This is a genomic window from Rickettsia endosymbiont of Polydrusus tereticollis (assembly GCF_964026385.1).
GTDB lineage: Bacteria > Pseudomonadota > Alphaproteobacteria > Rickettsiales > Rickettsiaceae > Rickettsia.
On sequence record NZ_OZ032142.1, the window covers coordinates 1027664 to 1048123 of the forward strand.

Here is a 20460-nt window from a genome sequence, read left to right on the forward strand (position 1 = left end):
TTAACTTTAGGATTATCCTTATATAGCTCAGGATTTTTTGCAATATTAAACTCTAATAAAGTTTTTAAAGTTAAAGCTAGGCTTTCATCTTTCTCTAAATATTTAGCGTTTGTATAGAGATTTAGAGTATCATTTAACTTTTCTAGTCCCTGACTATCTTTAAACTCAGCATTAATTTTTAGAAATTCTTTGAAATTATATAATTCACTTAAATGTTTGGAAAAAAGCTTAGAGTTGCAATTAATATCTTTAGGCTTTATTGATATTTTCTAGTCAAAAAATTCTTTTATATTCTCAGCAGTAACAGAATTATCTATTATGCTAAAATCATTATTATTGCATGCTTTTGCTAACTGCAACAACGCTTTTAGTTCGAGCTTGTCATCAGGTACTAGTCCTATCAAGCTTTTATCTGGCTTATCAAAAAAAGAGGGTGGAACTATTACGTTAAGATCAGCACCATATTGTAGTAATAATTTAATTATTTCTTTATGTCCGCTACGAGCCGCTAATAGAAGAGGAGTAAATCCCCAACAATCTGTTAACTCTATTAAAGCACCTTTTTTAAGAAGCATTGCTACTAAAATAAGATTTTCTTCATAATTGTTAGCTACTATATGTAAAGGAGTTCTATCATGGTTATTTTTAATATTAGGATCAGCTCCATTATCTAATGAAAGCTTAGCCTTGTCTTTAAGCTCCCACATAAAAATATAGTGAAGCAAAGAATCGTCTGTATCATCCTTAGAATGTGGGTCAACACCTTGAGCTAAAGCCGACTCAATAAGAGATTTAATTTTATCAACATTTCCGAGGTAAAATGCTTGAAACAATTCTTCTACGGATTTTTGTAGTTGTTCGTTTTTGACTTTCTCCAACACAAAAACCTCGCCTTTATTATTAAAGCTAAATTAATATATTAAATAACATGAATTTTCAAGGCAAATAAAATGATATCTTGGGAGTTTAATCGTATACTAAGCTTTAATTGTATGCACTTGATATTTAGGTATTTGAGCATCACGAGTTAATAAGGTTAACCCTTCGATTATTGCTTGAGCTATTAGTAACCTACCAAATGGATCATCATGATATGCAGGTAAATTCTCAATAAATATAGTGTGTTTAATAGTAATCGGTAATTTTTGAAATTCATTAGCTTCAATGGCTTTTTCTAAATCATCTGGAGCGATAAGTTTCCCTAAAGACTTTTTTATAGCAAATTCCCATGTGCTAACACTGCTAATAAAAATAATGTTATCGGGGTTAGCAATAATTTCTCGCACCTTCTTTGATAAAGTTACATCACCGTTTAACCACCATAATAAAACGTGAGTATCTAATAAATATCGCATTAAATATCTTTTTTCATCAAATTAATAAAACTTTCAGGTAATTTATCAAAATCCTCTTTTATAACAACTCTACCTTCCCAATATCCAGGTTTACGCTCTTGTCGCTTAGAATTATATTGTACAAGTTTGACCATAGGTTTACCGGCTTTGCATATAATTATTTCTTCGCCGTTTGCTGCTGACTTGATAAGCTCCGACAAACGAGTTTTAGCACTATGAGTATTAACAACTTGCATTTTAAGCCTTTAAATTAAACTAACTTAGTCTAGTTCTTTTTAAAACACCTGTCAATATTTTAAATCTTATACCATTAAAACCTCTTGACTATGAAATATTAGTAGAATATCCTATAATTTTCCATTAAATCCCAAAATAACCCAAACATTACCAAGTTAACTAATATGAATATATTTTTATCGAAATATATCAACAATATTGATAAAAAGGGTAGGGTATCGGTGCCGGCACATTATCGTGCGACATTAAATAATGAATCGTTTAATGGAGTTATTGCTTATCCGTCATTTAGAAATAAATGTATTGAAGTGTGCGGTATTTCCCGTATCAATCAGCTAAGTCAGATAATAGGGACATTAGACCCTTATTCCGAGGAAAGAGATGCATTTGAGACTATAATACTCGGTGAGGCAGTGCAATTACCGTTTGACGGCGAAGGAAGAGTAATTTTATCAAAATCGTTAATAGAGCATGCGGGCATTGAGGATCAAGCTTGTTTTGTCGGTAAAGGAGTAATTTTTGAAATTTGGCAACCGCAAAATTTTGCAGAGTATTTAGCACATGCTAGAGAAATTGCCCAAAATAGTCGATTGACTTTGAAGAATATTGGAACTTAAAAAACGTCTGTCATTCCCGTGAAAACGAGAATCCAGAAAATTACTGATAAAAAGACTGGATGCCGTGGTCAAGCCACGGCATGACACCCTTTAGGTTAATGAATGACAAACCAATTTTTGAAAGACGAGCAGTATACTCATAAGCCGGTAATGTTACAGGAGATGCTGAACAACCTGAAGCCAAAAGCCGGCGAGTCTTATTTAGACTGTACTTTTGGAGCAGGGGGGTATAGTGAAGCAATTTTAAACTCCTGCAATTGCTATGTTACGGCTTTAGATCGTGATCCGAGCGTTAAATTGCGAGCTGCGGAAATTACCAAAAATTATCCGGGTAGGTTTGATTTTATTGAAACAAATTTTTCGAACAGTTTTGCTAAATTAGGGGAAAAAAAGTTTAACGGCGTGATATTAGATTTAGGTGTTTCTTCTATGCAATTAGATATAGCAGCTAGGGGATTTTCATTTTCACATGATGGACCTTTAGATATGAGAATGAGCAACGAAGGGTTTAGTGCCGGGGATTTTATTAATAGTGCTGAAGAGAAAGAAATAGCCGATATAATTTATAAATACGGTGATGAGACTTTTTCACGAAGGATTGCAAAAAGAATTGTTGAACATAGAAAAACCGAAAGAATTAATAGCACTGCAAAGCTAGCTGCAATAGTTCGTAATAGTATCGGGTTTAGAAAGGGTAAAATTGACTCGGCGACTAAAACTTTTCAAGCTATTCGTATTTATGTAAATAATGAACTTGGAGAGCTTGAAGAGTTTTTAGCAAATGTGCGTAATATATTAGAGAAAAACGGGCGGTTAATAATCGTATCTTTTCATTCGTTGGAAGACAGAATTGTTAAAAGTTTTTTTCGAGAAAATTCCGAAAAAATAGTAGCTAAATCTAAATATGCAAAAAAATCGAACGAAATTATTGATTCGAGTAAATGGCTTAAAATTATTACTAATAAAGCGTTGCATCCTTCGGATAAGGAAATTTCTATAAACCCACGTTCTAGGTCGGCAAAGCTAAGAGCTGCTGAAAAAATACAAAATTTATGAGTATTAAAAAATTTCATTATTTAGCGTTATTGATAATAATTATTGCTGTTTGTAGTCTATTCAGTATTAAGGATAAGGTTTCAACACTTGATTATCAATTGAGTAGCGTAGTAAAACAGATTAACGACGAAACCAATAATATCCACCTTTTGAAAGCAGAAAAAGCTTATCTTATTTCACCGTCAAGGCTTAAAAAATTGGCTAGTGCTTATTTACAATTAGACACTATTAAATCTTCTCAGATGATAAAAGATCCTTTAGTTCCAAATGATGTGCAATATGTAAAATTTAATCAAAATATTTCTACAAGCGGTAATAAATGGCGTTATAAAAGAAGCGTTAATAATAAATATGTCCAAACTATTTCAAGTAGGGTGAAACCGTGAAGTTTAGGTCTTTTGGGGTATTTTCGTGGAATATGGTTTGGAACAAATTTTCGATGTCATTCCCGCGAAGGCGGGAATCCAGAAAAAGCTTAAAACGAGTAGGATTATATCATAAATACTATTTATTTAAAAAATTTCTGGATTCCCGCCTTCGCGGGAATGACATCGCTGCAATATGAAACAAACTTTAGAAAAGCTAAAACCTGCTATCAAAAATCTTACCGATTGGAATGTTTGTAACAAAAACATCAAGGCAAGATTAATAGTAGTTATGTGCAGTTTTGCTTTTCTCTTTTGTGGTTTATCCTATCGTTTAATAATAGTTGCCACAAACGGCTATGATAAAAACGCCGGGTACTCAAAAAAACATAATCAATTTAGAAAAGAAATAGTTGATCGTAACGGTAATTTATTAGCGGTTAATGTACCTTTATCTTCATTATTTGCTAATCCTCAAATAATTATCGATCCTAAAACTTCAATAGACAGATTGGCAGAAATATTACCGGAAATTAATAAAGCAAAATTACTTGCCGAGCTTAAATCAAATAAAAGTTTTGTCTGGATAAAAAGAGATTTATTACCGAAAGAACAAGAAAAAATTGCTAATTTAGGATTACCGGGTTTTGAATTTGAGGAAGAGCAAAAGCGAATTTATACTTTTTCTAATTTATTATCTCATATTGTCGGGTATGTAGGTCGAGACCTTACCGGTCTTAGCGGCTTAGAGCTTGCTTACGATAAATTTCTTACCAATTCCGACCCGAATTTAAGCGAGGCAGGAAATCAAAAAGAACCTCTTAAATTATCTATCGATATAAGACTGCAAAATATCTTAAGCGAAGAAATCGATAAAACCTTCAAACAGTTTAATGCCGTGGGAGCGGTAGGGATTATTGCTAATCCGAATAACGGAGAGATTTTAGCGTTAGTAAATAAACCTGATTTTGACCCTCATTACCCTAATTTAGCCAAGCCGGAAGAGTTGTTTAACATAGCAAGCCTTGGCATTTATGAAATGGGTTCGGTCTTTAAATCATTAACGATGGCGGTTGGTTTTGATACTAATTCGATAACTATGAATGATGCTTATGATATTAGCTATATGAAGGTCGGAGGATTCCAACTTAAGGATTATACGCCAAGACAAGGGTGGCATAGCGTGCCTGAAATTTTTCTGCATTCCTCAAATATCGGCACAAGTCAAATTATGCTGGAAATCGGTAAAAAAGATTTTAAAGAATATTTAAAGAAATTAGGCTTGTTAGATCAGTTGCAGATAGAGTTGCCGGAGCGAGGCACTCCTCTCTTTCCGTCTGAAAAAAGATGGAATGAGCTAACAAGCGTTACTATGTCTTACGGCTATAGTATTTCAATTAGCCCTTTGCATTTTGTCAAAGCAATGTTACCGGTGGTAAATGGCGGTATGTTACATGATCTTACATTGTTAAAGAGAAAAGAAAATAATCCGGTAGGAACTAGAGTTTTTAGTGAAAACACTTCTAACCAAATGAGGAAATTATTTAGATCGGTAGTAAAAGACGGCAACGGCAAAAGAGCAGAAGTAAAAGGCTATCTTGTCGGCGGTAAGACCGGTACGGCAGAAAAGCTTTCACAAGGCAGCGGCGGCAAAAAGAAATATCTAAAAAATAGCAGAGCTTCCTCATTTTTAGGTATGCTGCCCGTATCTAACCCGCAATATGTTATTTTTATCAGGTTTGATGAACCGAAAGGGACAAAAGAAAGCTTTGGCTTTGCAACGGCAAGCTGGACAGCTGCCCCTACTGCCGGACGTGTATTTGAGCGTATGGTATCACTATACGGCTTAGAGCCGGTAGAACAGCTTGAGGAAGAGGGGTGAAAAGGAAGAATCGTTATTGCGAGGAAGCATTGTTGCGTGGATAGAATTTTTGCAAAGCGTACGGCGGTGTCATGCCGTGGCTTGACCACGGCATCCAGTTTTATAACGTCATAAAAAGGCTCTAAAATAAGTCTAATATGGCTTTATTTTTCTGGATGCCGTGAGAACTAGCCCGGATATTGCATGAAGTGAGATTTAAAGTAAGAAATTGAGTAATTTATAATATTAGCAATGATACTTTTGTAAAAATTTTGCCAAAAAGTGCTTTGAAGCCGTTATTTTCAAATTTTAGATGTAATGCCCCTTACCCCATTTTTTCTAAGCACCGGGAACAGTGCTAATCTAGGTTATTCTAATGCTAATTTCTTCATCACATGATTCCATACCTGTCGGTAAGGATATGATGAAGATAACAAAAACTTAATACGCCTAGTATTACGGATAATTACTACCCCAATTTTTAATAATTTTAAACGTATTGTACCTATTTGTGCTTTTGCTAATGCACTACCTTGTAATAAATTACCTCTGATATATTCTACTAAAGTGTATGCAAGACCCGATAAAATCATTCTGAGCTGATTAGCCCACCATCTATGACAAGAAGTACGATCTGCAAATAATTCTAGTTGTTGCTCTTTTATACGGTTTTCCATATCACCACGACCACAGTAAACTTTGTCGTATAAATCTTCAGGTTTATCTGATAAATTAGTTACTATATACCTTGGATTTTCTCCAAGCATTGTCATTTCTGCCTTACCAATTATTCTACGTTCATGACTCCAACTACCAGCCTTATATGGAAACTCACTAAAAAGACGTTGCTTTTCTTGGGTTATAATAAATGCTGCTTTTGACTTCTCCATTGTAGGTTTCAGTAACTCATTTAGTCTGTTATTTTGGGGCATTCCTACAATATATTTTATATTATGAATATCACACCAATCAAACATCTGATGACGACAAAATCCACTATCACCACGAAAAATAATCTTTACCTCTGGCCAAGCTTGGCGAAAACGTTTTACTAACAATGATAATATTGCCCAAGAATGTTTTGCTTGATCCTGCTTTGACGTCCTAAGATAACTAACTAACAGATGCTTTCCACAAAAAACATACAAAGGTAAAAAGCAATTATGACCGTAATAACCATGATAAAACTTACCTTCCTGTTGCCCATGAATTTCATCATCCGTAGCATCAAAATCAAGTATTAGCTGCTTTGGTACTATTTTATGAGACTTAATAAATTTATCAAGCATTAGTTCATGCACTTTAATTGCAAAGTGTCTATCAGCATTGTTTTCTATACGACATAAGGTAGAACTACTTGCCATATCATCAATTGTTTCCATAGCTGTTTGCATAGCAGGACATTTTCGTAGATAATTGTGGTCATTTAAATCTTCATAACCTAATGCAATACCATAAATTCGTTGCCTCAGCATTGTTGCCATATTATGGGTAATTTTACTACCATCTCGTCTATCAGGAAATATTTTAGCAAGCTCCTCTGTTATACCAAGCCTTTTATCCCGGATATTGCATGAGATATAGGAGACAAAATCCTCGTAAAGCTGTATAATACTGGTATTTCATTAGAATAATACAAAGGATTTTGTCATGACAAATTGTATAGCATATAGTTACCAGTTTTCCAAAGTAAAAAATCGGACAATAGAGATAAATTTCACTGGAGGTGATATTAGTAGCGATGGAGGTGTGTTGTTATTAAGAGAAGCAGATAAAAGGCTTGGTATAACAGAGGAGCTTGCTAAAATATTTCCTGATAGACGAGATGGTAGTAAAATTACCCATAATATGGCAACAATGCTGAGGCAACGAATTTATGGTATTGCATTAGGTTATGAAGATTTAAATGACCACAATTATCTACGAAAATGTCCTGCTATGCAAACAGCTATGGAAACAATTGATGATATGGCAAGTAGTTCTACCTTATGTCGTATAGAAAACAATGCTGATAGACACTTTGCAATTAAAGTGCATGAACTAATGCTTGATAAATTTATTAAGTCTCATAAAATAGTACCAAAGCAGCTAATACTTGATTTTGATGCTACGGATGATGAAATTCATGGGCAACAGGAAGGTAAGTTTTATCATGGTTATTACGGTCATAATTGCTTTTTACCTTTGTATGTTTTTTGTGGAAAGCATCTGTTAGTTAGTTATCTTAGGACGTCAAAGCAGGATCAAGCAAAACATTCTTGGGCAATATTATCATTGTTAGTAAAACGTTTTCGCCAAGCTTGGCCAGAGGTAAAGATTATTTTTCGTGGTGATAGTGGATTTTGTCGTCATCAGATGTTTGATTGGTGTGATATTCATAATATAAAATATATTGTAGGAATGCCCCAAAATAACAGACTAAATGAGTTACTGAAACCTACAATGGAGAAGTCAAAAGCAGCATTTATTATAACCCAAGAAAAGCAACGTCTTTTTAGTGAGTTTCCATATAAGGCTGGTAGTTGGAGTCATGAACGTAGAATAATTGGTAAGGCAGAAATGACAATGCTTGGAGAAAATCCAAGGTATATAGTAACTAATTTATCAGATAAACCTGAAGATTTATACGACAAAGTTTACTGTGGTCGTGGTGATATGGAAAACCGTATAAAAGAGCAACAACTAGAATTATTTGCAGATCGTACTTCTTGTCATAGATGGTGGGCTAATCAGCTCAGAATGATTTTATCGGGTCTTGCATACACTTTAGTAGAATATATCAGAGGTAATTTATTACAAGGTAGTGCATTAGCAAAAGCACAAATAGGTACAATACGTTTAAAATTATTAAAAATTGGGGTAGTAATTATCCGTAATACTAGGCGTATTAAGTTTTTGTTATCTTCATCATATCCTTACCGACAGGTATGGAATCATGTGATGAAGAAATTAGCATTAGAATAACCTAGATTAGCACTGTTCCCGGTGCTTAGAAAAAATGGGGTAAGGGGCATTACATCTAAAATTTGAAAATAACGGCTTCAAAGCACTTTTTGGCAAAATTTTTACAAAAGTATCATTGCTAATATTATAAATTACTCAATTTCTTACTTTAAATCTCACTTCATGCAATATCCGGGTTATCTGCTTCTCTTAATAACAACACACCTCCATCGCTACTAATATCACCTCCAGTGAAATTTATCTCTATTGTCCGATTTTTTACTTTGGAAAACTGGTAACTATATGCTATACAATTTGTCATGACAAAATCCTTTGTATTATTCTAATGAAATACCAGTATTATACAGCTTTACGAGGATTTTGTCTCCTATATCTCATGCAATATCCGGGCTAGAATGACACAGCCTTTTCTTTAACGTTCTACAACACAGGCTCAAGCCTCGGTATGACACCATACTTGTAATAACCATAATACGGTAAATTATGAGCCACGTAACAACGCCGGCATGACACCTGAATGCTTTGCAAAAATTCTATCCACACTGATTTTAGAAAAATTGAAGTAAAAAATTAAAGACTATAAGATGAATCTTCACCTATTACCGGCAATTCCTCATATATTATATTAAGAAAATTATCTATTTCTTTTTCAGCTAATAGTTTTAGAACTTTATTATTATCATTTTTTATATTTCCATCTACTTCTTTTCTTTTACAAGGATTAGATAATAAAATTTTTATAGAATTAGAGCTAGAGTCAATATTAACATTAACTGTAATATCTCTGAGAACTTTACTATCTGTTATATCTTTAGGAGGCAGGTTGGCGGTAATATATTCCGGCACTTTAATATTATACCATTCTTTTATTTTCTCACATAACACAGTAAGAATTTCCGGTAAAATTTTCTCAATATCGGCAGCTAATTTTATTTGTGCTTGTAGTAAAAAGCTCTCAAGCTTAGTTAACGTTTCTTGAAATATATAATAGGTTACTTCTATTAAGTCTTTAATATCTTCTGTAAATATATTTTTTTTGAGAAGATTTTCTTTAGCAAGATTTAAATATTGCTCTGATCTTTTTCCAAAATTAGGTATTAAATTATTTAAGCTTTCTGCCAATGCAGTTAATAAATTATGAGGACAATTATCTATTTTTTTTATATCGTCTAAAAAATTTTGTAATTCTTGAATACTTATACGATTTATTTTTTTGTTACTAATAATTTCTACTAAAGTTACTGCATCAAATATTTGAGTTATATAATTTAATACACTATTACCCATCACTATATTAAGCCATTCAACAAAAATACCTCCTTCTCTTTTAAGTAGTATATAACCATTTTTTACATTAGTTGTATCGTAATCCATATATGAGTGTTAGGTAATTCCTTGCTATAGTCTTTGATTACTCCTCGTGCTTGGGAAACGGCAGTTTTTGCCGACATAGGAAAAAATTTCTCATATTCTAAATATTTTGCGTCTTTTGCAATAAGTTCAAGAAATATCGGTGCAGTAAATAACGTAGCATTATTTCTTTGCATCTCTACAATAAATAATAAATGAGCTAATTGTTCGGCAAAATTATTTAAGCCTTGGTTTATTTCTATTTCACTATTACTTTCTTTATTTTTTACAATTTCAAAAATACGTTTTATTATAGCTTCTTTATATTTTTCATTTTTAGATATTTCTTGTAAAATTTCACTATAAGTCCCTAAACCAAATATCTCTGTTTGTACATTACCGGTTTTATAATGTATTACAGGCCTATCAGCAACATAGCTGCGAAAAAGACCTATAGCGTATTATACGAACAATAACCTCATTAATATTATCTTGACATTTACCTTTTTCTGAGGTAACATGCTTTGCATGTTACCTGTGGAAGCTTATAGAAGCCCTTCATTTAGAAAGAATATTGTCCATGCACTAATATGTTTTTTGTTGAGAGAGATAAAACCCTTGTCATATCTTCTTCATCTACTTTAAAACCCTTTTGATTTAATGTTTCATATACTTTTTGCATTTGTTCCGTATTCCATAGTACCATTGCATTTGATACAAAGCTAAGGCAACTTGCTTTATTCATCATTTCTTCATAATCACTTGTTTTAAATGATCCCTGATCTGCAAAAAACACATATCTTGCAAGTGTATGTCTGGATTCGCCACGGTTTAATTGTTGTCTTACGGCATATCGTAGCTTTTCATCGTGCAAGTATCTAAGTATATATGTACTTTTAACTATTCTGCCGAGATGTACCAATGCTTTTGCTAATTTTGTAAAGGTTTCTTGTGCGTGTAGTTTCTTTATAATTATATGGGGCTTAATTAACTCCTTTTTTAGCGAACATACCAATCTGATTATGTCATCCCATTGTTCACATAGCAAAATCTCATCTGTTTTTTCTTTACTAAATAGTTCAGGATAGCTTGTAGCCTTTCTATTAAAACAATATAATTGCTGATCTTTCAGATCTTTAAAATGTGGTTGGAAAGATATACCCAATAAATAACATAATGCAAATAATACCTCTGTAAACCCAGCCGTATCTGTAGAATGTTCAAATGGCCGAGATATATTCTGGTTATCCAGTAATCCATCTAATACATAAACTGCTTCCCTAACTGCACATGATAAGATTTCTGTATTAAAAACACTGCATTGATCAGACATGTGGGTATATACTGTTATTCCCCTATCAAGAGCACCAAAGTATCTTGGATGCATGGATGAATATAAACCTTTATGACTTGTACGGAATCTCATCCCATCCGATGAGCTACGCTCTCCCAGCCCAATTATTTTAGTTAACCAGTAATTTTGTTGTGCTGCAATCAGAATATCACTGGCATTTTTAAGATTGGCCGCATTAATGTAGTAGTTTGAGATGTAACTCAGCTTATCACCACTAATGCTCCTACAGTTTCTACTAATTCCATATAACCCCAAATTTGTTGCATGACCGGTTATTGCTGCATTTAAAATGCCCGGTAATATCACGTCTCTTGTTTTGTTCCCCTCTATTGGCTTGAAAGCTCTGCCGTAGCTTGTTTGTTTTTGAACGTGGTATAGTAAATCTTCTATTCTGATTGGTTCAATATAAGAATCTAATATGCCTTTGAGCTCTTTAACTTTACTAGATTCTGGCAATGGATCATCTCTATGTATAACCAATCTATTGTTTTTTATTTCAGCAAAATTACCATGGCCAAATGATTTTGTAGCCATGTAAAGTTGTTCTGCAAACTCTTGTTTTAGTCTTGCTATGATATCGCTTCCCTGATCGGGTACGTTCAGTTCCTTATAATGTATCGCTTTTTCCTGTTTCCATTGCTGGGTATTATAAAGAGGATCCCAGAAATCCCTGTAATATCTGCTTTGTGGTAAGTATAAGTTGCCTGTTCTTAATCCTTTTCTTACTGCAAAACATAACCCTATCTCCCATGCCTTTCTGTTCAGCTGACCTGATTTTTTGTATAGACCCTTCTTCCATGGATTTTCTATAAAACCTGTAGGAATGTCTTTCTTAAATTTTTGTTCCTTATGATAATTTCCATATAGCTAGAAGCTAATAAAACGGCTATGGACAATAATCTCTAAAGAGTTGATCAATATCACATTGATATTTTCTCCTAATAGATTTAGCTTGAGCCCATTTATGTTCAATTGGATTTAAATCTGGGCTATATGCCGGTAAATATTCAAGGATATGCCCAGCATTTTTGATATAATATTGCATATCTTTATTCTTATGAAAAGCAGCATTATCTAAAACAATTACACAACCATCTGGTAATTTAGGCATTAAATCCTCTTTTACCCAATGAGTAAAAGTTTGTGTATCAATATTATGTTCGAAAAGACTAACTGTCAAAAGTGCTTTGTCTAGCAAGGCTCCTATAGCATTAGTACGTCCTTTAGCTCCCCAATCATGTGTACCAAAACATCTTTCTCCCTTCATAGAATATCCATGAGTACGAGGCATGTCATGCATAAAACCACTTTCATCCAAGTATACTATAGGTTTTCCATCATGTGTATATTGAGTAATTTTATTTTGAAAGCATAACCTCTCTTTTGCTTTGGCTTTTGGGTGATTCAGTGTTTTTTTTATATGTAATATTTAAGCGTTTAAGAGCTCTCCAAATGCCATGTGTACTTACAACTAAACGTTCAGCTCTCTCATAATTATAAGCATCAGGATAGTCCTTGACATCTTGTTTTAATGCTTCCATGTTGATTTTTGTTGCAGGTTTATTACGAGTACGTGAAGGCTCCAAACGTTTTGCCCAACGCACTAATGTTGTCTTCCCTACATCAAAACGCTTGGCTGTTTGTACATAACTTAAACCTTCTTTGTTCTTTATCTTAAATACCTTTCTACGAAAATCTATACTATATGTCATAAGTCTTTTTTTATAGCCGTTTTATTAGCTTCTAGCTATAGGCTTTTAAGCCTGCCATCAAATCTTCACTTCCTCTAGCTGATTTAAATTTTAAATCCAAAAATCTTTGTAAAAACTTTGTCAAATACCCATATCTCCTTTGAGCTAATTCTGATTTTCCATAAACCTCAAAATCCTCTACCTTTTCACAATTACTGATAATATCATCCAGGTTATTATTTGTATCTTTGAGTTCCTTACAAAATTGTTCTAAGGTTACAGTCGAGCGATTCTTGTGATCTCTTAACAGTTTTAAGGTTGATATTGCCTTCTGGCTGCTATCCCTGGCTCTATTTCTAAGTTGTTTGAGCTCAATTTCGTAATCCCTGTTAACTCTTCTTTCTATTTCTCCTATTAGTTTGTCATAGCTACCAACCATAGTATCCATAATGGATTTGGTACTTTCATGTAAATAGCAAATCATCATGACATCTCGCTTTGTACTTGGCTTAATCCTTCTTATAGCTGTAATATCATATTTATGAATTATTTGCGTCAGTTTCTCAGAATAGCTTGGGTGGATTAATTTCCATGGCAACGATTCCAGATTCAATTTTAGCAATTCTTCTATTACCTCAATTTTCAGGGTAATGTTTTTAATATTTACTTCACCAATAGGCTTCTTTATCTCTGGCAAAAGAATATTTTCTTCATATATTCTTTTCAGAGATTGATGCTGCACCTCATTAATGCTTATTGCAAATGTTTCTAAAATATCTACCTGTGTCTTACCGTATTTACTATACACATGCCTCATTAACTGATTTTTACCTGGTAAATGTATTTTTCCTTTGATAAGAAACTTCTCAACTTCTTTAGCTATTTCATTCTTGTTGCTAATCAGTAAAGGGTTCTGTTCTAAAAAATTGGATACCAAGCTATCATTTTTAAAAGCAAAATCTTTAAAACCCAAATACTGTTTTACTTCGCCTCTTATTCTAACCTCAATACTTTTATGATTGAATGCTAGTTGATTATGCACTAGTTCCAATTCAAGCTGTTTGGACAGGTGGTTTAAAACAATGATTGATATTTCCGACCAATCTTCAACGAAACGTCCCTTATGCCTTAAATGACAAATTTGTACTGCATATTTAAGCCTATTCGTGGTACCTCTTGATTTTTCAAAAACAAATTCTATATCTTCTCCAGATAAAAGCCATTCTAGCAATAATCTTTCATCATTCATTGATATATTGTCCTGCATTTTCTACCATATTAGCTAATCTTTCTTTTGAAGCTACTGTATAAATAGAAGTAGTATCAAGTGATTCATGTCCAAGCAGTGCACTCAACTCTACTAAACACTCAGGATTTGACCTTAAGTAATTAATAGCAAAAGTATGTCTAAAAGTAATGGAATGGACCTCCCTATATACAGAATCAATAACAGTAGTTATAGTTCTAGAATAGGAAATTAATCCTAGACAACAATAAGGAGGTCCAAATGGAAGTTACCACAATTGGCATAGACATTGCAAAAAGAATTTTTCAAATTCATGGGGTAGATAAAAACGGGAAGACGGTACTGAAGAAAAAATTGATGAGAGATCAAGTATTGAGTTTTATGGCTAACTTACCAAAATGTTTAGTAGGAATGGAAGCTTGCGGAGGAGCTAATTATTGGGGAAGAGAAATAACAAAATTAGGACATGAGGTTAAATTGATAGCTCCACAATTTGTAAAACCGTATGTAAAACCGTATGTAAAACCGTATGTAAAACCGTATGTAAAACCGTATGTAAAACCGTATGTAAAACCGTATGTAAAACCGTATGTAAAAACTAATAAAAACGATCAAGCAGATAGCGAAGCAATATGCGAAGCGGTAGCAAGACCAAATATGAGATTTGTTCCGATCAAGAGTATAGAGCAACAAGATATTTTGTCAATTCATAGAATAAGAGCAAGACTAATAAGAAATCGTACGGCACTTGCTAATGAAATTAGGGGATTATTGCATGAATTCGGTTTAATTATTCCGCAAGGGATAAATAAAATTACTGCCGAATTAACGGAAATTTTAGATAGCGGAACTTTAAGCCGACTTAGTTATCAAACGTTTAGTGAGTTGAAAGAAGAATTTGTAGAGAATGATAAAAAAATAACAGAGTTAGAAAAACGATTAAAAATACTAGTCGGTGGATTAGAACATTATAAACAATTAACAGCTATACCCGGTATAGGTTTAATTACCGCTACGGCATTAATAGCAGCAATAGGTAATGCAAAATATTTTGAGAACGGCAGGCAATTATCGGCATGGCTCGGTTTAGTACCGAAACAATATTCTAGTGGCGGTAAAGATAAGCTACTTGGGATTAGTAAAAGAGGTGATATTTATTTGCGTACTTTATTAATTCAAGGAGCAAGAGCGGTACTAAATGCTAAACTAAGATTTACAACCGAAGCACAAAAAAATAAAAAAGACTTTAGTAAATTTACTGAATGGATGTTTAATTTATCGGAACGATGCGGGCATAATAAAACTACCGTCGCAATAGCGAATAAATTGGCACGAGTAGTATTTGCAGTATTACGTAACGGCAACGATTATAATGAAAGTAAAGTTTGTAGCTAACAAAAGATGAATAACTTAATAGTATTAAATATTTAATTAAGTGTTAATAATAAATAGATAATAAAATAAAACGAATGATATAGAGATACCAACCTAGAATATGCGTGAGAAATAATATTGACGGTAAATAAGACAAACCTTAGCCTATGAAAAAACTGATTGACACACAGGCTCTAATGAAGCCGCAAAAGTGATAAGTAAAAGTTTGTAGGTAGCGAATTCCATCAGGGCTATATGATAAATTTGAAATAATTTATCAATTATAAGCCGGATACATGTCTGCATTTGCTTCTTTGCTATTAAATATTATTTTTTTCTTGCATTATTAGGGAGGTCCATACATGTGGACTCATATTTTCTATGCCGATTTTATCAGCTAAACTACTAATAACCTTTTGCACGGCTCTGACAGTCATTTTCTTGTTTTGTTTGCTTAAAAATACTGCTCTTCTTTCATCTAATTTTTTTTCTTCAAGATAATTACGTAAGGCTTTTCTTGCATAATTATTTAAAGGTATTGTTCTTTCTTTACCTCCTTTGGCATTAACAACCCTTACCTCTCCTGATCTATCGTATAGTGTTAAATCTCTTATTTCTAGGTTAACTATCTCACCAACTCTAATCCCTGTTTGTAGTAAAAGTTGTATAATAGTATAATTGCGCTTTTGTGTTCCATGCGAGGAGTGTGAAGTTACTGATAATAGTTTATGAATGTCTTTTTTGGTTAGGGCCTGAGGCTGTGTTCTTTTAATTTGTCTCAAGAATTTTATTTTTTCAGATGGATTTTTCTTGAGATATTTCTGACTAGTCATGAATAGAAAGAAATTTCTTAAACTTTGAATATTTCTGTTAATGGAAGAGGCTTTCTTTCGTTGATTATGAATTAAATAATCCTTATAGGCATTTAAGTGATAATAGGTTACTTTTTCTATATTTTCTGAAAAATCTATTTCTCGATACCATTTGTAAAAATTTTTTATATCTGAAACATAATTTTTTATGGTGTTGTTACTAATATCTTCAATCACCATTTTTTCTTTAAAATCATTTAATAATTTATCTAACATAGCTAGTTTGTATTATACGAATAATAGGGTATGGCGTTAGTATATAGGTTTAGTTCGTATAATACAAATTGTTTTCTTATAAGAGTACGTATAAAATACATTATACGTACTCATTATACGAACTATTAGAGTAATTTTGGACAATTGAAGACAATAACTAATCATTAAATCCTGTTAATATATCAAAAAACAAAGATCATAAAAGACCGAATAGCTGATACATACACCTCTACAGAACATTGTGCGTATAATTCCTTATAGGCCTTTTTCTCACCTATGTTGCTGATAGGCCTACATGACTATCAGTAAAAGCATCTAGCTCTGTGTTCGGTAAATTATAAACAGTGGAGGAGGTATGATTATTAGTTTCGACTGAAGTTAAATATTTTATTTTATTTTTATTATTTCGGTTTACTATTTGAGAACAAGCTAAGATTTCTCCGAAATTGCTAGCTTCTAATTCAATATTCAAGGGGTTTTTATATAACGGTTTTAAATTAATTTTAGCAATTTGTAACTCCTTAAGTAATATTTTCTTTGCATCAGTTATTTTAATGTTTTTCTTTAACCCGGATATTGCATGAGATATAGGAGACAAAATCCTCGTAAAGCTGTATAATACTGGTATTTCATTAGAATAATACAAAGGATTTTGTCATGACAAATTGTATAGCATATAGTTACCAGTTTTCCAAAGTAAAAAATCGGACAATAGAGATAAATTTCACTGGAGGTGATATTAGTAGCGATGGAGGTGTGTTGTTATTAAGAGAAGCAGATAAAAGGCTTGGTATAACAGAGGAGCTTGCTAAAATATTTCCTGATAGACGAGATGGTAGTAAAATTACCCATAATATGGCAACAATGCTGAGGCAACGAATTTATGGTATTGCATTAGGTTATGAAGATTTAAATGACCACAATTATCTACGAAAATGTCCTGCTATGCAAACAGCTATGGAAACAATTGATGATATGGCAAGTAGTTCTACCTTATGTCGTATAGAAAACAATGCTGATAGACACTTTGCAATTAAAGTGCATGAACTAATGCTTGATAAATTTATTAAGTCTCATAAAATAGTACCAAAGCAGCTAATACTTGATTTTGATGCTACGGATGATGAAATTCATGGGCAACAGGAAGGTAAGTTTTATCATGGTTATTACGGTCATAATTGCTTTTTACCTTTGTATGTTTTTTGTGGAAAGCATCTGTTAGTTAGTTATCTTAGGACGTCAAAGCAGGATCAAGCAAAACATTCTTGGGCAATATTATCATTGTTAGTAAAACGTTTTCGCCAAGCTTGGCCAGAGGTAAAGATTATTTTTCGTGGTGATAGTGGATTTTGTCGTCATCAGATGTTTGATTGGTGTGATATTCATAATATAAAATATATTGTAGGAATGCCCCAAAATAACAGACTAAATGAGTTACTGAAACCTACAATGGAGAAGTCAAAAGCAGCATTTATTATAACCCAAGAAAAGCAACGTCTTTTTAGTGAGTTTCCATATAAGGCTGGTAGTTGGAGTCATGAACGTAGAATAATTGGTAAGGCAGAAATGACAATGCTTGGAGAAAATCCAAGGTATATAGTAACTAATTTATCAGATAAACCTGAAGATTTATACGACAAAGTTTACTGTGGTCGTGGTGATATGGAAAACCGTATAAAAGAGCAACAACTAGAATTATTTGCAGATCGTACTTCTTGTCATAGATGGTGGGCTAATCAGCTCAGAATGATTTTATCGGGTCTTGCATACACTTTAGTAGAATATATCAGAGGTAATTTATTACAAGGTAGTGCATTAGCAAAAGCACAAATAGGTACAATACGTTTAAAATTATTAAAAATTGGGGTAGTAATTATCCGTAATACTAGGCGTATTAAGTTTTTGTTATCTTCATCATATCCTTACCGACAGGTATGGAATCATGTGATGAAGAAATTAGCATTAGAATAACCTAGATTAGCACTGTTCCCGGTGCTTAGAAAAAATGGGGTAAGGGGCATTACATCTAAAATTTGAAAATAACGGCTTCAAAGCACTTTTTGGCAAAATTTTTACAAAAGTATCATTGCTAATATTATAAATTACTCAATTTCTTACTTTAAATCTCACTTCATGCAATATCCGGGTTAAAGTAAATATTTCCGGAAGATTAATTTTTTGATTAAATAAAAAATTAAATAGCTGGATATAATCTTTATCCGAAGGTTTATTTTCTTTATTATCGTCAGTAAATAATTGAGTTAGCTTTTTATTAAAAGCCATTTTTATATCGGCTAATATTTTTTTATGGGTATTTTCATTTAAACTTAGCTTTTGCCCTTTAATTTTTTGATAAATATTATTAATAGCCAGGCTTCTAAACAATCTATCGGCTAAATTATGTAATATTAATCCTAATTTTATTTTAAACTCATCTGCATTATGTACGCTTTTTATATTTAATATGTTAGTGAATAAATAGTTATTATAATTTATTTTCGTAACATTTTTTACTACGTTCTTTTCTCTTTCTTCGTCCGAGCTATCTATATATAAATATTTTTCTTTCATTTTTTTACTAGTATTAAAAGTTAGCTACGTATTAGTCAAAATAATGCAATGCGTTACAGCATCCTATAAAGCTTAAAGCGAAATCATTATGGTCATTTTGTATTGCTAGTTTTTCTATAAAATGTAAATCAAAATTTTTAGCTGAAATCCCCGTGGCTCCTACAGCACAATTAGTTATTGCTATAGCACTAATAATATCATCTTTCGGTATGCACTCAATTAGTCTATTTTTTACATAATTAATTATATGTTGTTGTTGATTATCAATCGAGAATAGGTTTAGTACTTCTTGCATTTCAGGGCGTATTTCTTCAATTTTAGGTCCTACTAATTTAATATCATAATCTAACGCGAATAGTGAATTAATGAGAGTATAAAAAAGAATAAGAAAAAGTAGACAGGATAAGGGATCATAGGCTATTTTTTTGGTTTAAAAACTAAAGGAAATAACCTATGAAAACTGATTTTACCTCATTATTTTGTTTTGTCGATGATTTGTTTAAAGAATTTGATAAAAATACTCTAGCAATTAATAGTAGCAAAGCTAAACCTGGTCCGAAAAGTTCTTTAACTAAAAGTGAAGTTTTAACCATATTAATAGGCTATTATCAATCATCATCAGATTGCTTTAAAAATTATTATAAATACACAATTTTACCTATACATTCCAAAGATTTTAAGCTAGTTTGTTATGAGCATTTTAATAAATTGATAGGAGAATATCTGCCTTATCTTACGATTTTACTAAATCATCTATTTGATAAATGCACCGGTACTTCGTTCGTAGATTCAACTTCTATTGCTGTTTGTAAGAATTATCGTATTTATTCACATAAGGTTTTTAATGGCTTAGCTGCTCGAGGAAAAACAACAAAAGGATGGTTTTTTGGACTTAAATTGCATTTGATTATAAACCCGCAAGGCTCTTTAATAAAGGCATCTTTCAGTAGTGGTAATAAAGATGATCGCAAACATTTTTCTTCTAGGATTAAAGATATTTTTGGCAAGGTATTTGGTGATCGTGGTTATATAAGTAAAGAGTTATTTAATGATTTACTTGATAAAAATATTCAGCTTATTACAAGAATTAAGAAAGGTATGAAAAATATCTTAATGCCTCTTAATGATAGAGCACTACTGCTAAAACGAGCTTTAGTTGAAACGGTTATCGGCAAAATAAAATTGCTCAATAAGTTCGAACATTCAAGGCATAGATCAGTCAAAAATGCCTTCTCTCATATGATCGCTTCTCTTATCAATTACCAGTTGCTCCCTACCAAGCCTTCTATCGACACGATACTTAATTCTTCATCTCTTTAATTCGCTATTCG

At 32.5% G+C, this 20460-nt stretch carries 23 protein-coding genes; 8 read left to right on the forward strand and 15 right to left on the reverse strand.

Going from position 1 to position 20460, the window contains the following annotated elements; genetic code table 11:
- Positions 1 to 269 precede the first annotated feature (269 nt).
- The 3 genes from AAGD48_RS04940 to AAGD48_RS04950 form a co-directional block, all read right to left on the reverse strand.
- Positions 270 to 878 carry an ankyrin repeat domain-containing protein gene (locus tag AAGD48_RS04940; protein WP_341790654.1) on the reverse strand — a complete coding sequence of 203 codons (609 nt, stop codon included), beginning with the start codon at positions 876 to 878 and terminating at the stop codon, positions 270 to 272.
- A gap of 99 nt (positions 879 to 977) precedes the next feature.
- On the reverse strand, positions 978 to 1355 hold the full coding sequence (locus tag AAGD48_RS04945) for a type II toxin-antitoxin system VapC family toxin (protein WP_341790655.1): 378 nt from the start codon (positions 1353 to 1355) through the stop codon (positions 978 to 980).
- Positions 1355 to 1591, reverse strand: a complete 237-nt coding sequence (locus AAGD48_RS04950) for a type II toxin-antitoxin system prevent-host-death family antitoxin (protein ID WP_341790656.1) — start codon at positions 1589 to 1591, stop codon at positions 1355 to 1357. The genes AAGD48_RS04945 and AAGD48_RS04950 overlap by 1 nt, the downstream gene beginning before the upstream one ends.
- 165 nt (positions 1592 to 1756) lie before the next feature.
- Between AAGD48_RS04950 and mraZ the strand changes: the two genes are divergently transcribed.
- From mraZ to AAGD48_RS04970, 4 genes are all read left to right on the forward strand, one after another.
- Positions 1757 to 2209 (forward strand): division/cell wall cluster transcriptional repressor MraZ, encoded by a 453-nt coding sequence (gene mraZ / locus AAGD48_RS04955; RefSeq protein WP_341790657.1) that lies wholly within the window; start codon positions 1757 to 1759, stop codon positions 2207 to 2209.
- Positions 2210 to 2311: 102 nt separating this feature from the next.
- Complete coding sequence (gene rsmH / locus AAGD48_RS04960; protein WP_341790658.1) at positions 2312 to 3265, forward strand: 16S rRNA (cytosine(1402)-N(4))-methyltransferase RsmH; 954 nt, start codon at positions 2312 to 2314, stop codon at positions 3263 to 3265.
- On the forward strand, positions 3262 to 3651 hold the full coding sequence (locus AAGD48_RS04965) for a hypothetical protein (RefSeq protein ID WP_341790659.1): 390 nt from the start codon (positions 3262 to 3264) through the stop codon (positions 3649 to 3651). Before rsmH ends, AAGD48_RS04965 begins: the two co-directional genes overlap by 4 nt.
- Positions 3652 to 3826: 175 nt before the next feature.
- On the forward strand, positions 3827 to 5512 hold the full coding sequence (locus tag AAGD48_RS04970; RefSeq protein ID WP_341790660.1) for a penicillin-binding protein 2: 1686 nt from the start codon (positions 3827 to 3829) through the stop codon (positions 5510 to 5512).
- 347 nt (positions 5513 to 5859) lie between these two features.
- Here AAGD48_RS04970 and AAGD48_RS04975 read toward each other — a convergent pair whose 3' ends face one another.
- Positions 5860 to 7104, reverse strand: coding sequence for an IS1380 family transposase (locus AAGD48_RS04975; RefSeq protein WP_341790741.1), 1245 nt, complete (start codon positions 7102 to 7104; stop codon positions 5860 to 5862).
- Positions 7105 to 7141: 37 nt separating this feature from the next.
- On the opposite strand from AAGD48_RS04975, the gene AAGD48_RS04980 reads away from it, so the two are divergent.
- Positions 7142 to 8455: an IS1380 family transposase gene (locus AAGD48_RS04980; RefSeq protein WP_341789277.1), complete on the forward strand. Its 1314-nt coding sequence runs from the start codon at positions 7142 to 7144 to the stop codon at positions 8453 to 8455.
- A 160-nt stretch (positions 8456 to 8615) separates the two neighbouring features.
- Here the strand turns inward: AAGD48_RS04980 and AAGD48_RS04985 are convergent, their stop codons facing one another.
- The 7 genes from AAGD48_RS04985 to AAGD48_RS05015 form a co-directional block, all read right to left on the reverse strand.
- Positions 8616 to 8756: a hypothetical protein gene (locus tag AAGD48_RS04985; protein WP_341790661.1), complete on the reverse strand. Its 141-nt coding sequence runs from the start codon at positions 8754 to 8756 to the stop codon at positions 8616 to 8618.
- Between the two features lie 269 nt (positions 8757 to 9025).
- Complete coding sequence (locus AAGD48_RS04990; RefSeq protein WP_341790662.1) at positions 9026 to 9829, reverse strand: hypothetical protein; 804 nt, start codon at positions 9827 to 9829, stop codon at positions 9026 to 9028.
- On the reverse strand, positions 9805 to 10002 hold the full coding sequence (locus AAGD48_RS04995) for a hypothetical protein (protein WP_341790663.1): 198 nt from the start codon (positions 10000 to 10002) through the stop codon (positions 9805 to 9807). Before AAGD48_RS04995 ends, AAGD48_RS04990 begins: the two co-directional genes overlap by 25 nt.
- Before the next feature lie 365 nt (positions 10003 to 10367).
- On the reverse strand, positions 10368 to 11693 hold the full coding sequence (locus AAGD48_RS05000) for a Tn3 family transposase (protein WP_341790664.1): 1326 nt from the start codon (positions 11691 to 11693) through the stop codon (positions 10368 to 10370).
- Positions 11694 to 12045: 352 nt separating this feature from the next.
- Positions 12046 to 12588, reverse strand: a complete 543-nt coding sequence (locus AAGD48_RS05005) for an IS630 family transposase (protein ID WP_341790702.1) — start codon at positions 12586 to 12588, stop codon at positions 12046 to 12048.
- On the reverse strand, positions 12518 to 12871 hold the full coding sequence (locus AAGD48_RS05010; RefSeq protein ID WP_341789396.1) for an IS630 transposase-related protein: 354 nt from the start codon (positions 12869 to 12871) through the stop codon (positions 12518 to 12520). The genes AAGD48_RS05005 and AAGD48_RS05010 overlap by 71 nt, the downstream gene beginning before the upstream one ends.
- Positions 12872 to 12902: 31 nt before the next feature.
- Entirely contained in the window at positions 12903 to 14099 is a 1197-nt protein-coding gene (locus AAGD48_RS05015) for a DUF4158 domain-containing protein (RefSeq protein WP_341790665.1), read from the reverse strand.
- Positions 14100 to 14357: 258 nt separating this feature from the next.
- Here AAGD48_RS05015 and AAGD48_RS05020 point away from each other — a divergent pair, with 258 nt between their 5' ends.
- Positions 14358 to 15491, forward strand: a complete 1134-nt coding sequence (locus AAGD48_RS05020) for an IS110 family transposase (protein ID WP_341790666.1) — start codon at positions 14358 to 14360, stop codon at positions 15489 to 15491.
- A gap of 299 nt (positions 15492 to 15790) precedes the next feature.
- On the opposite strand, the gene AAGD48_RS05025 is transcribed toward AAGD48_RS05020, so the two are convergent.
- Together AAGD48_RS05025 and AAGD48_RS05030 are read right to left on the reverse strand one after the other, a co-directional pair.
- Positions 15791 to 16558 carry a tyrosine-type recombinase/integrase gene (locus tag AAGD48_RS05025; protein ID WP_341790667.1) on the reverse strand — a complete coding sequence of 256 codons (768 nt, stop codon included), beginning with the start codon at positions 16556 to 16558 and terminating at the stop codon, positions 15791 to 15793.
- A 274-nt stretch (positions 16559 to 16832) separates the two neighbouring features.
- A complete protein-coding gene (locus AAGD48_RS05030) occupies positions 16833 to 17156 on the reverse strand; it encodes a hypothetical protein (RefSeq protein WP_341790668.1) in 324 nt (107 codons plus the stop codon).
- Positions 17157 to 17215: 59 nt separating this feature from the next.
- Here AAGD48_RS05030 and AAGD48_RS05035 point away from each other — a divergent pair, with 59 nt between their 5' ends.
- A complete protein-coding gene (locus tag AAGD48_RS05035) occupies positions 17216 to 18529 on the forward strand; it encodes an IS1380 family transposase (protein ID WP_341789277.1) in 1314 nt (437 codons plus the stop codon).
- Between the two features lie 135 nt (positions 18530 to 18664).
- On the opposite strand, the gene AAGD48_RS05040 is transcribed toward AAGD48_RS05035, so the two are convergent.
- Together AAGD48_RS05040 and AAGD48_RS05045 are read right to left on the reverse strand one after the other, a co-directional pair.
- Positions 18665 to 19129 carry a hypothetical protein gene (locus AAGD48_RS05040; RefSeq protein ID WP_341790669.1) on the reverse strand — a complete coding sequence of 155 codons (465 nt, stop codon included), beginning with the start codon at positions 19127 to 19129 and terminating at the stop codon, positions 18665 to 18667.
- 31 nt (positions 19130 to 19160) lie between these two features.
- Positions 19161 to 19424, reverse strand: coding sequence for a hypothetical protein (locus AAGD48_RS05045; RefSeq protein WP_341790670.1), 264 nt, complete (start codon positions 19422 to 19424; stop codon positions 19161 to 19163).
- A gap of 158 nt (positions 19425 to 19582) precedes the next feature.
- On the opposite strand from AAGD48_RS05045, the gene AAGD48_RS05050 reads away from it, so the two are divergent.
- Positions 19583 to 20449: an IS982 family transposase gene (locus AAGD48_RS05050; protein WP_341789395.1), complete on the forward strand. Its 867-nt coding sequence runs from the start codon at positions 19583 to 19585 to the stop codon at positions 20447 to 20449.
- Positions 20450 to 20460 lie beyond the last annotated feature (11 nt).

Bases quoted from the DNA above. Each gene is read 5' to 3' on its own strand.
- AAGD48_RS04945 (WP_341790655.1), bottom strand. From the start codon at position 1,355: ATGCGATATTTATTAGATACTCACGTTTTATTATGGTGGTTAAACGGT.
- AAGD48_RS04950 (WP_341790656.1), bottom strand. From the start codon at position 1,591: ATGCAAGTTGTTAATACTCATAGTGCTAAAACTCGTTTGTCGGAGCTT.
- mraZ (WP_341790657.1), top strand. From the start codon at position 1,757: ATGAATATATTTTTATCGAAATATATCAACAATATTGATAAAAAGGGT.
- rsmH (WP_341790658.1), top strand. From the start codon at position 2,312: ATGACAAACCAATTTTTGAAAGACGAGCAGTATACTCATAAGCCGGTA.
- AAGD48_RS04965 (WP_341790659.1), top strand. From the start codon at position 3,262: ATGAGTATTAAAAAATTTCATTATTTAGCGTTATTGATAATAATTATT.
- AAGD48_RS04970 (WP_341790660.1), top strand. From the start codon at position 3,827: ATGAAACAAACTTTAGAAAAGCTAAAACCTGCTATCAAAAATCTTACC.
- AAGD48_RS04980 (WP_341789277.1), top strand. From the start codon at position 7,142: ATGACAAATTGTATAGCATATAGTTACCAGTTTTCCAAAGTAAAAAAT.
- AAGD48_RS04985 (WP_341790661.1), bottom strand. From the start codon at position 8,756: ATGACAAATTGTATAGCATATAGTTACCAGTTTTCCAAAGTAAAAAAT.
- AAGD48_RS04990 (WP_341790662.1), bottom strand. From the start codon at position 9,829: ATGGATTACGATACAACTAATGTAAAAAATGGTTATATACTACTTAAA.
- AAGD48_RS04995 (WP_341790663.1), bottom strand. From the start codon at position 10,002: ATGCAAAGAAATAATGCTACGTTATTTACTGCACCGATATTTCTTGAA.
- AAGD48_RS05000 (WP_341790664.1), bottom strand. From the start codon at position 11,693: ATGGCTACAAAATCATTTGGCCATGGTAATTTTGCTGAAATAAAAAAC.
- AAGD48_RS05010 (WP_341789396.1), bottom strand. From the start codon at position 12,871: ATGACATATAGTATAGATTTTCGTAGAAAGGTATTTAAGATAAAGAAC.
- AAGD48_RS05015 (WP_341790665.1), bottom strand. From the start codon at position 14,099: ATGAATGATGAAAGATTATTGCTAGAATGGCTTTTATCTGGAGAAGAT.
- AAGD48_RS05020 (WP_341790666.1), top strand. From the start codon at position 14,358: ATGGAAGTTACCACAATTGGCATAGACATTGCAAAAAGAATTTTTCAA.
- AAGD48_RS05025 (WP_341790667.1), bottom strand. From the start codon at position 16,558: ATGTTAGATAAATTATTAAATGATTTTAAAGAAAAAATGGTGATTGAA.
- AAGD48_RS05035 (WP_341789277.1), top strand. From the start codon at position 17,216: ATGACAAATTGTATAGCATATAGTTACCAGTTTTCCAAAGTAAAAAAT.
- AAGD48_RS05040 (WP_341790669.1), bottom strand. From the start codon at position 19,129: ATGAAAGAAAAATATTTATATATAGATAGCTCGGACGAAGAAAGAGAA.
- AAGD48_RS05045 (WP_341790670.1), bottom strand. From the start codon at position 19,424: ATGCAAGAAGTACTAAACCTATTCTCGATTGATAATCAACAACAACAT.
- AAGD48_RS05050 (WP_341789395.1), top strand. From the start codon at position 19,583: ATGAAAACTGATTTTACCTCATTATTTTGTTTTGTCGATGATTTGTTT.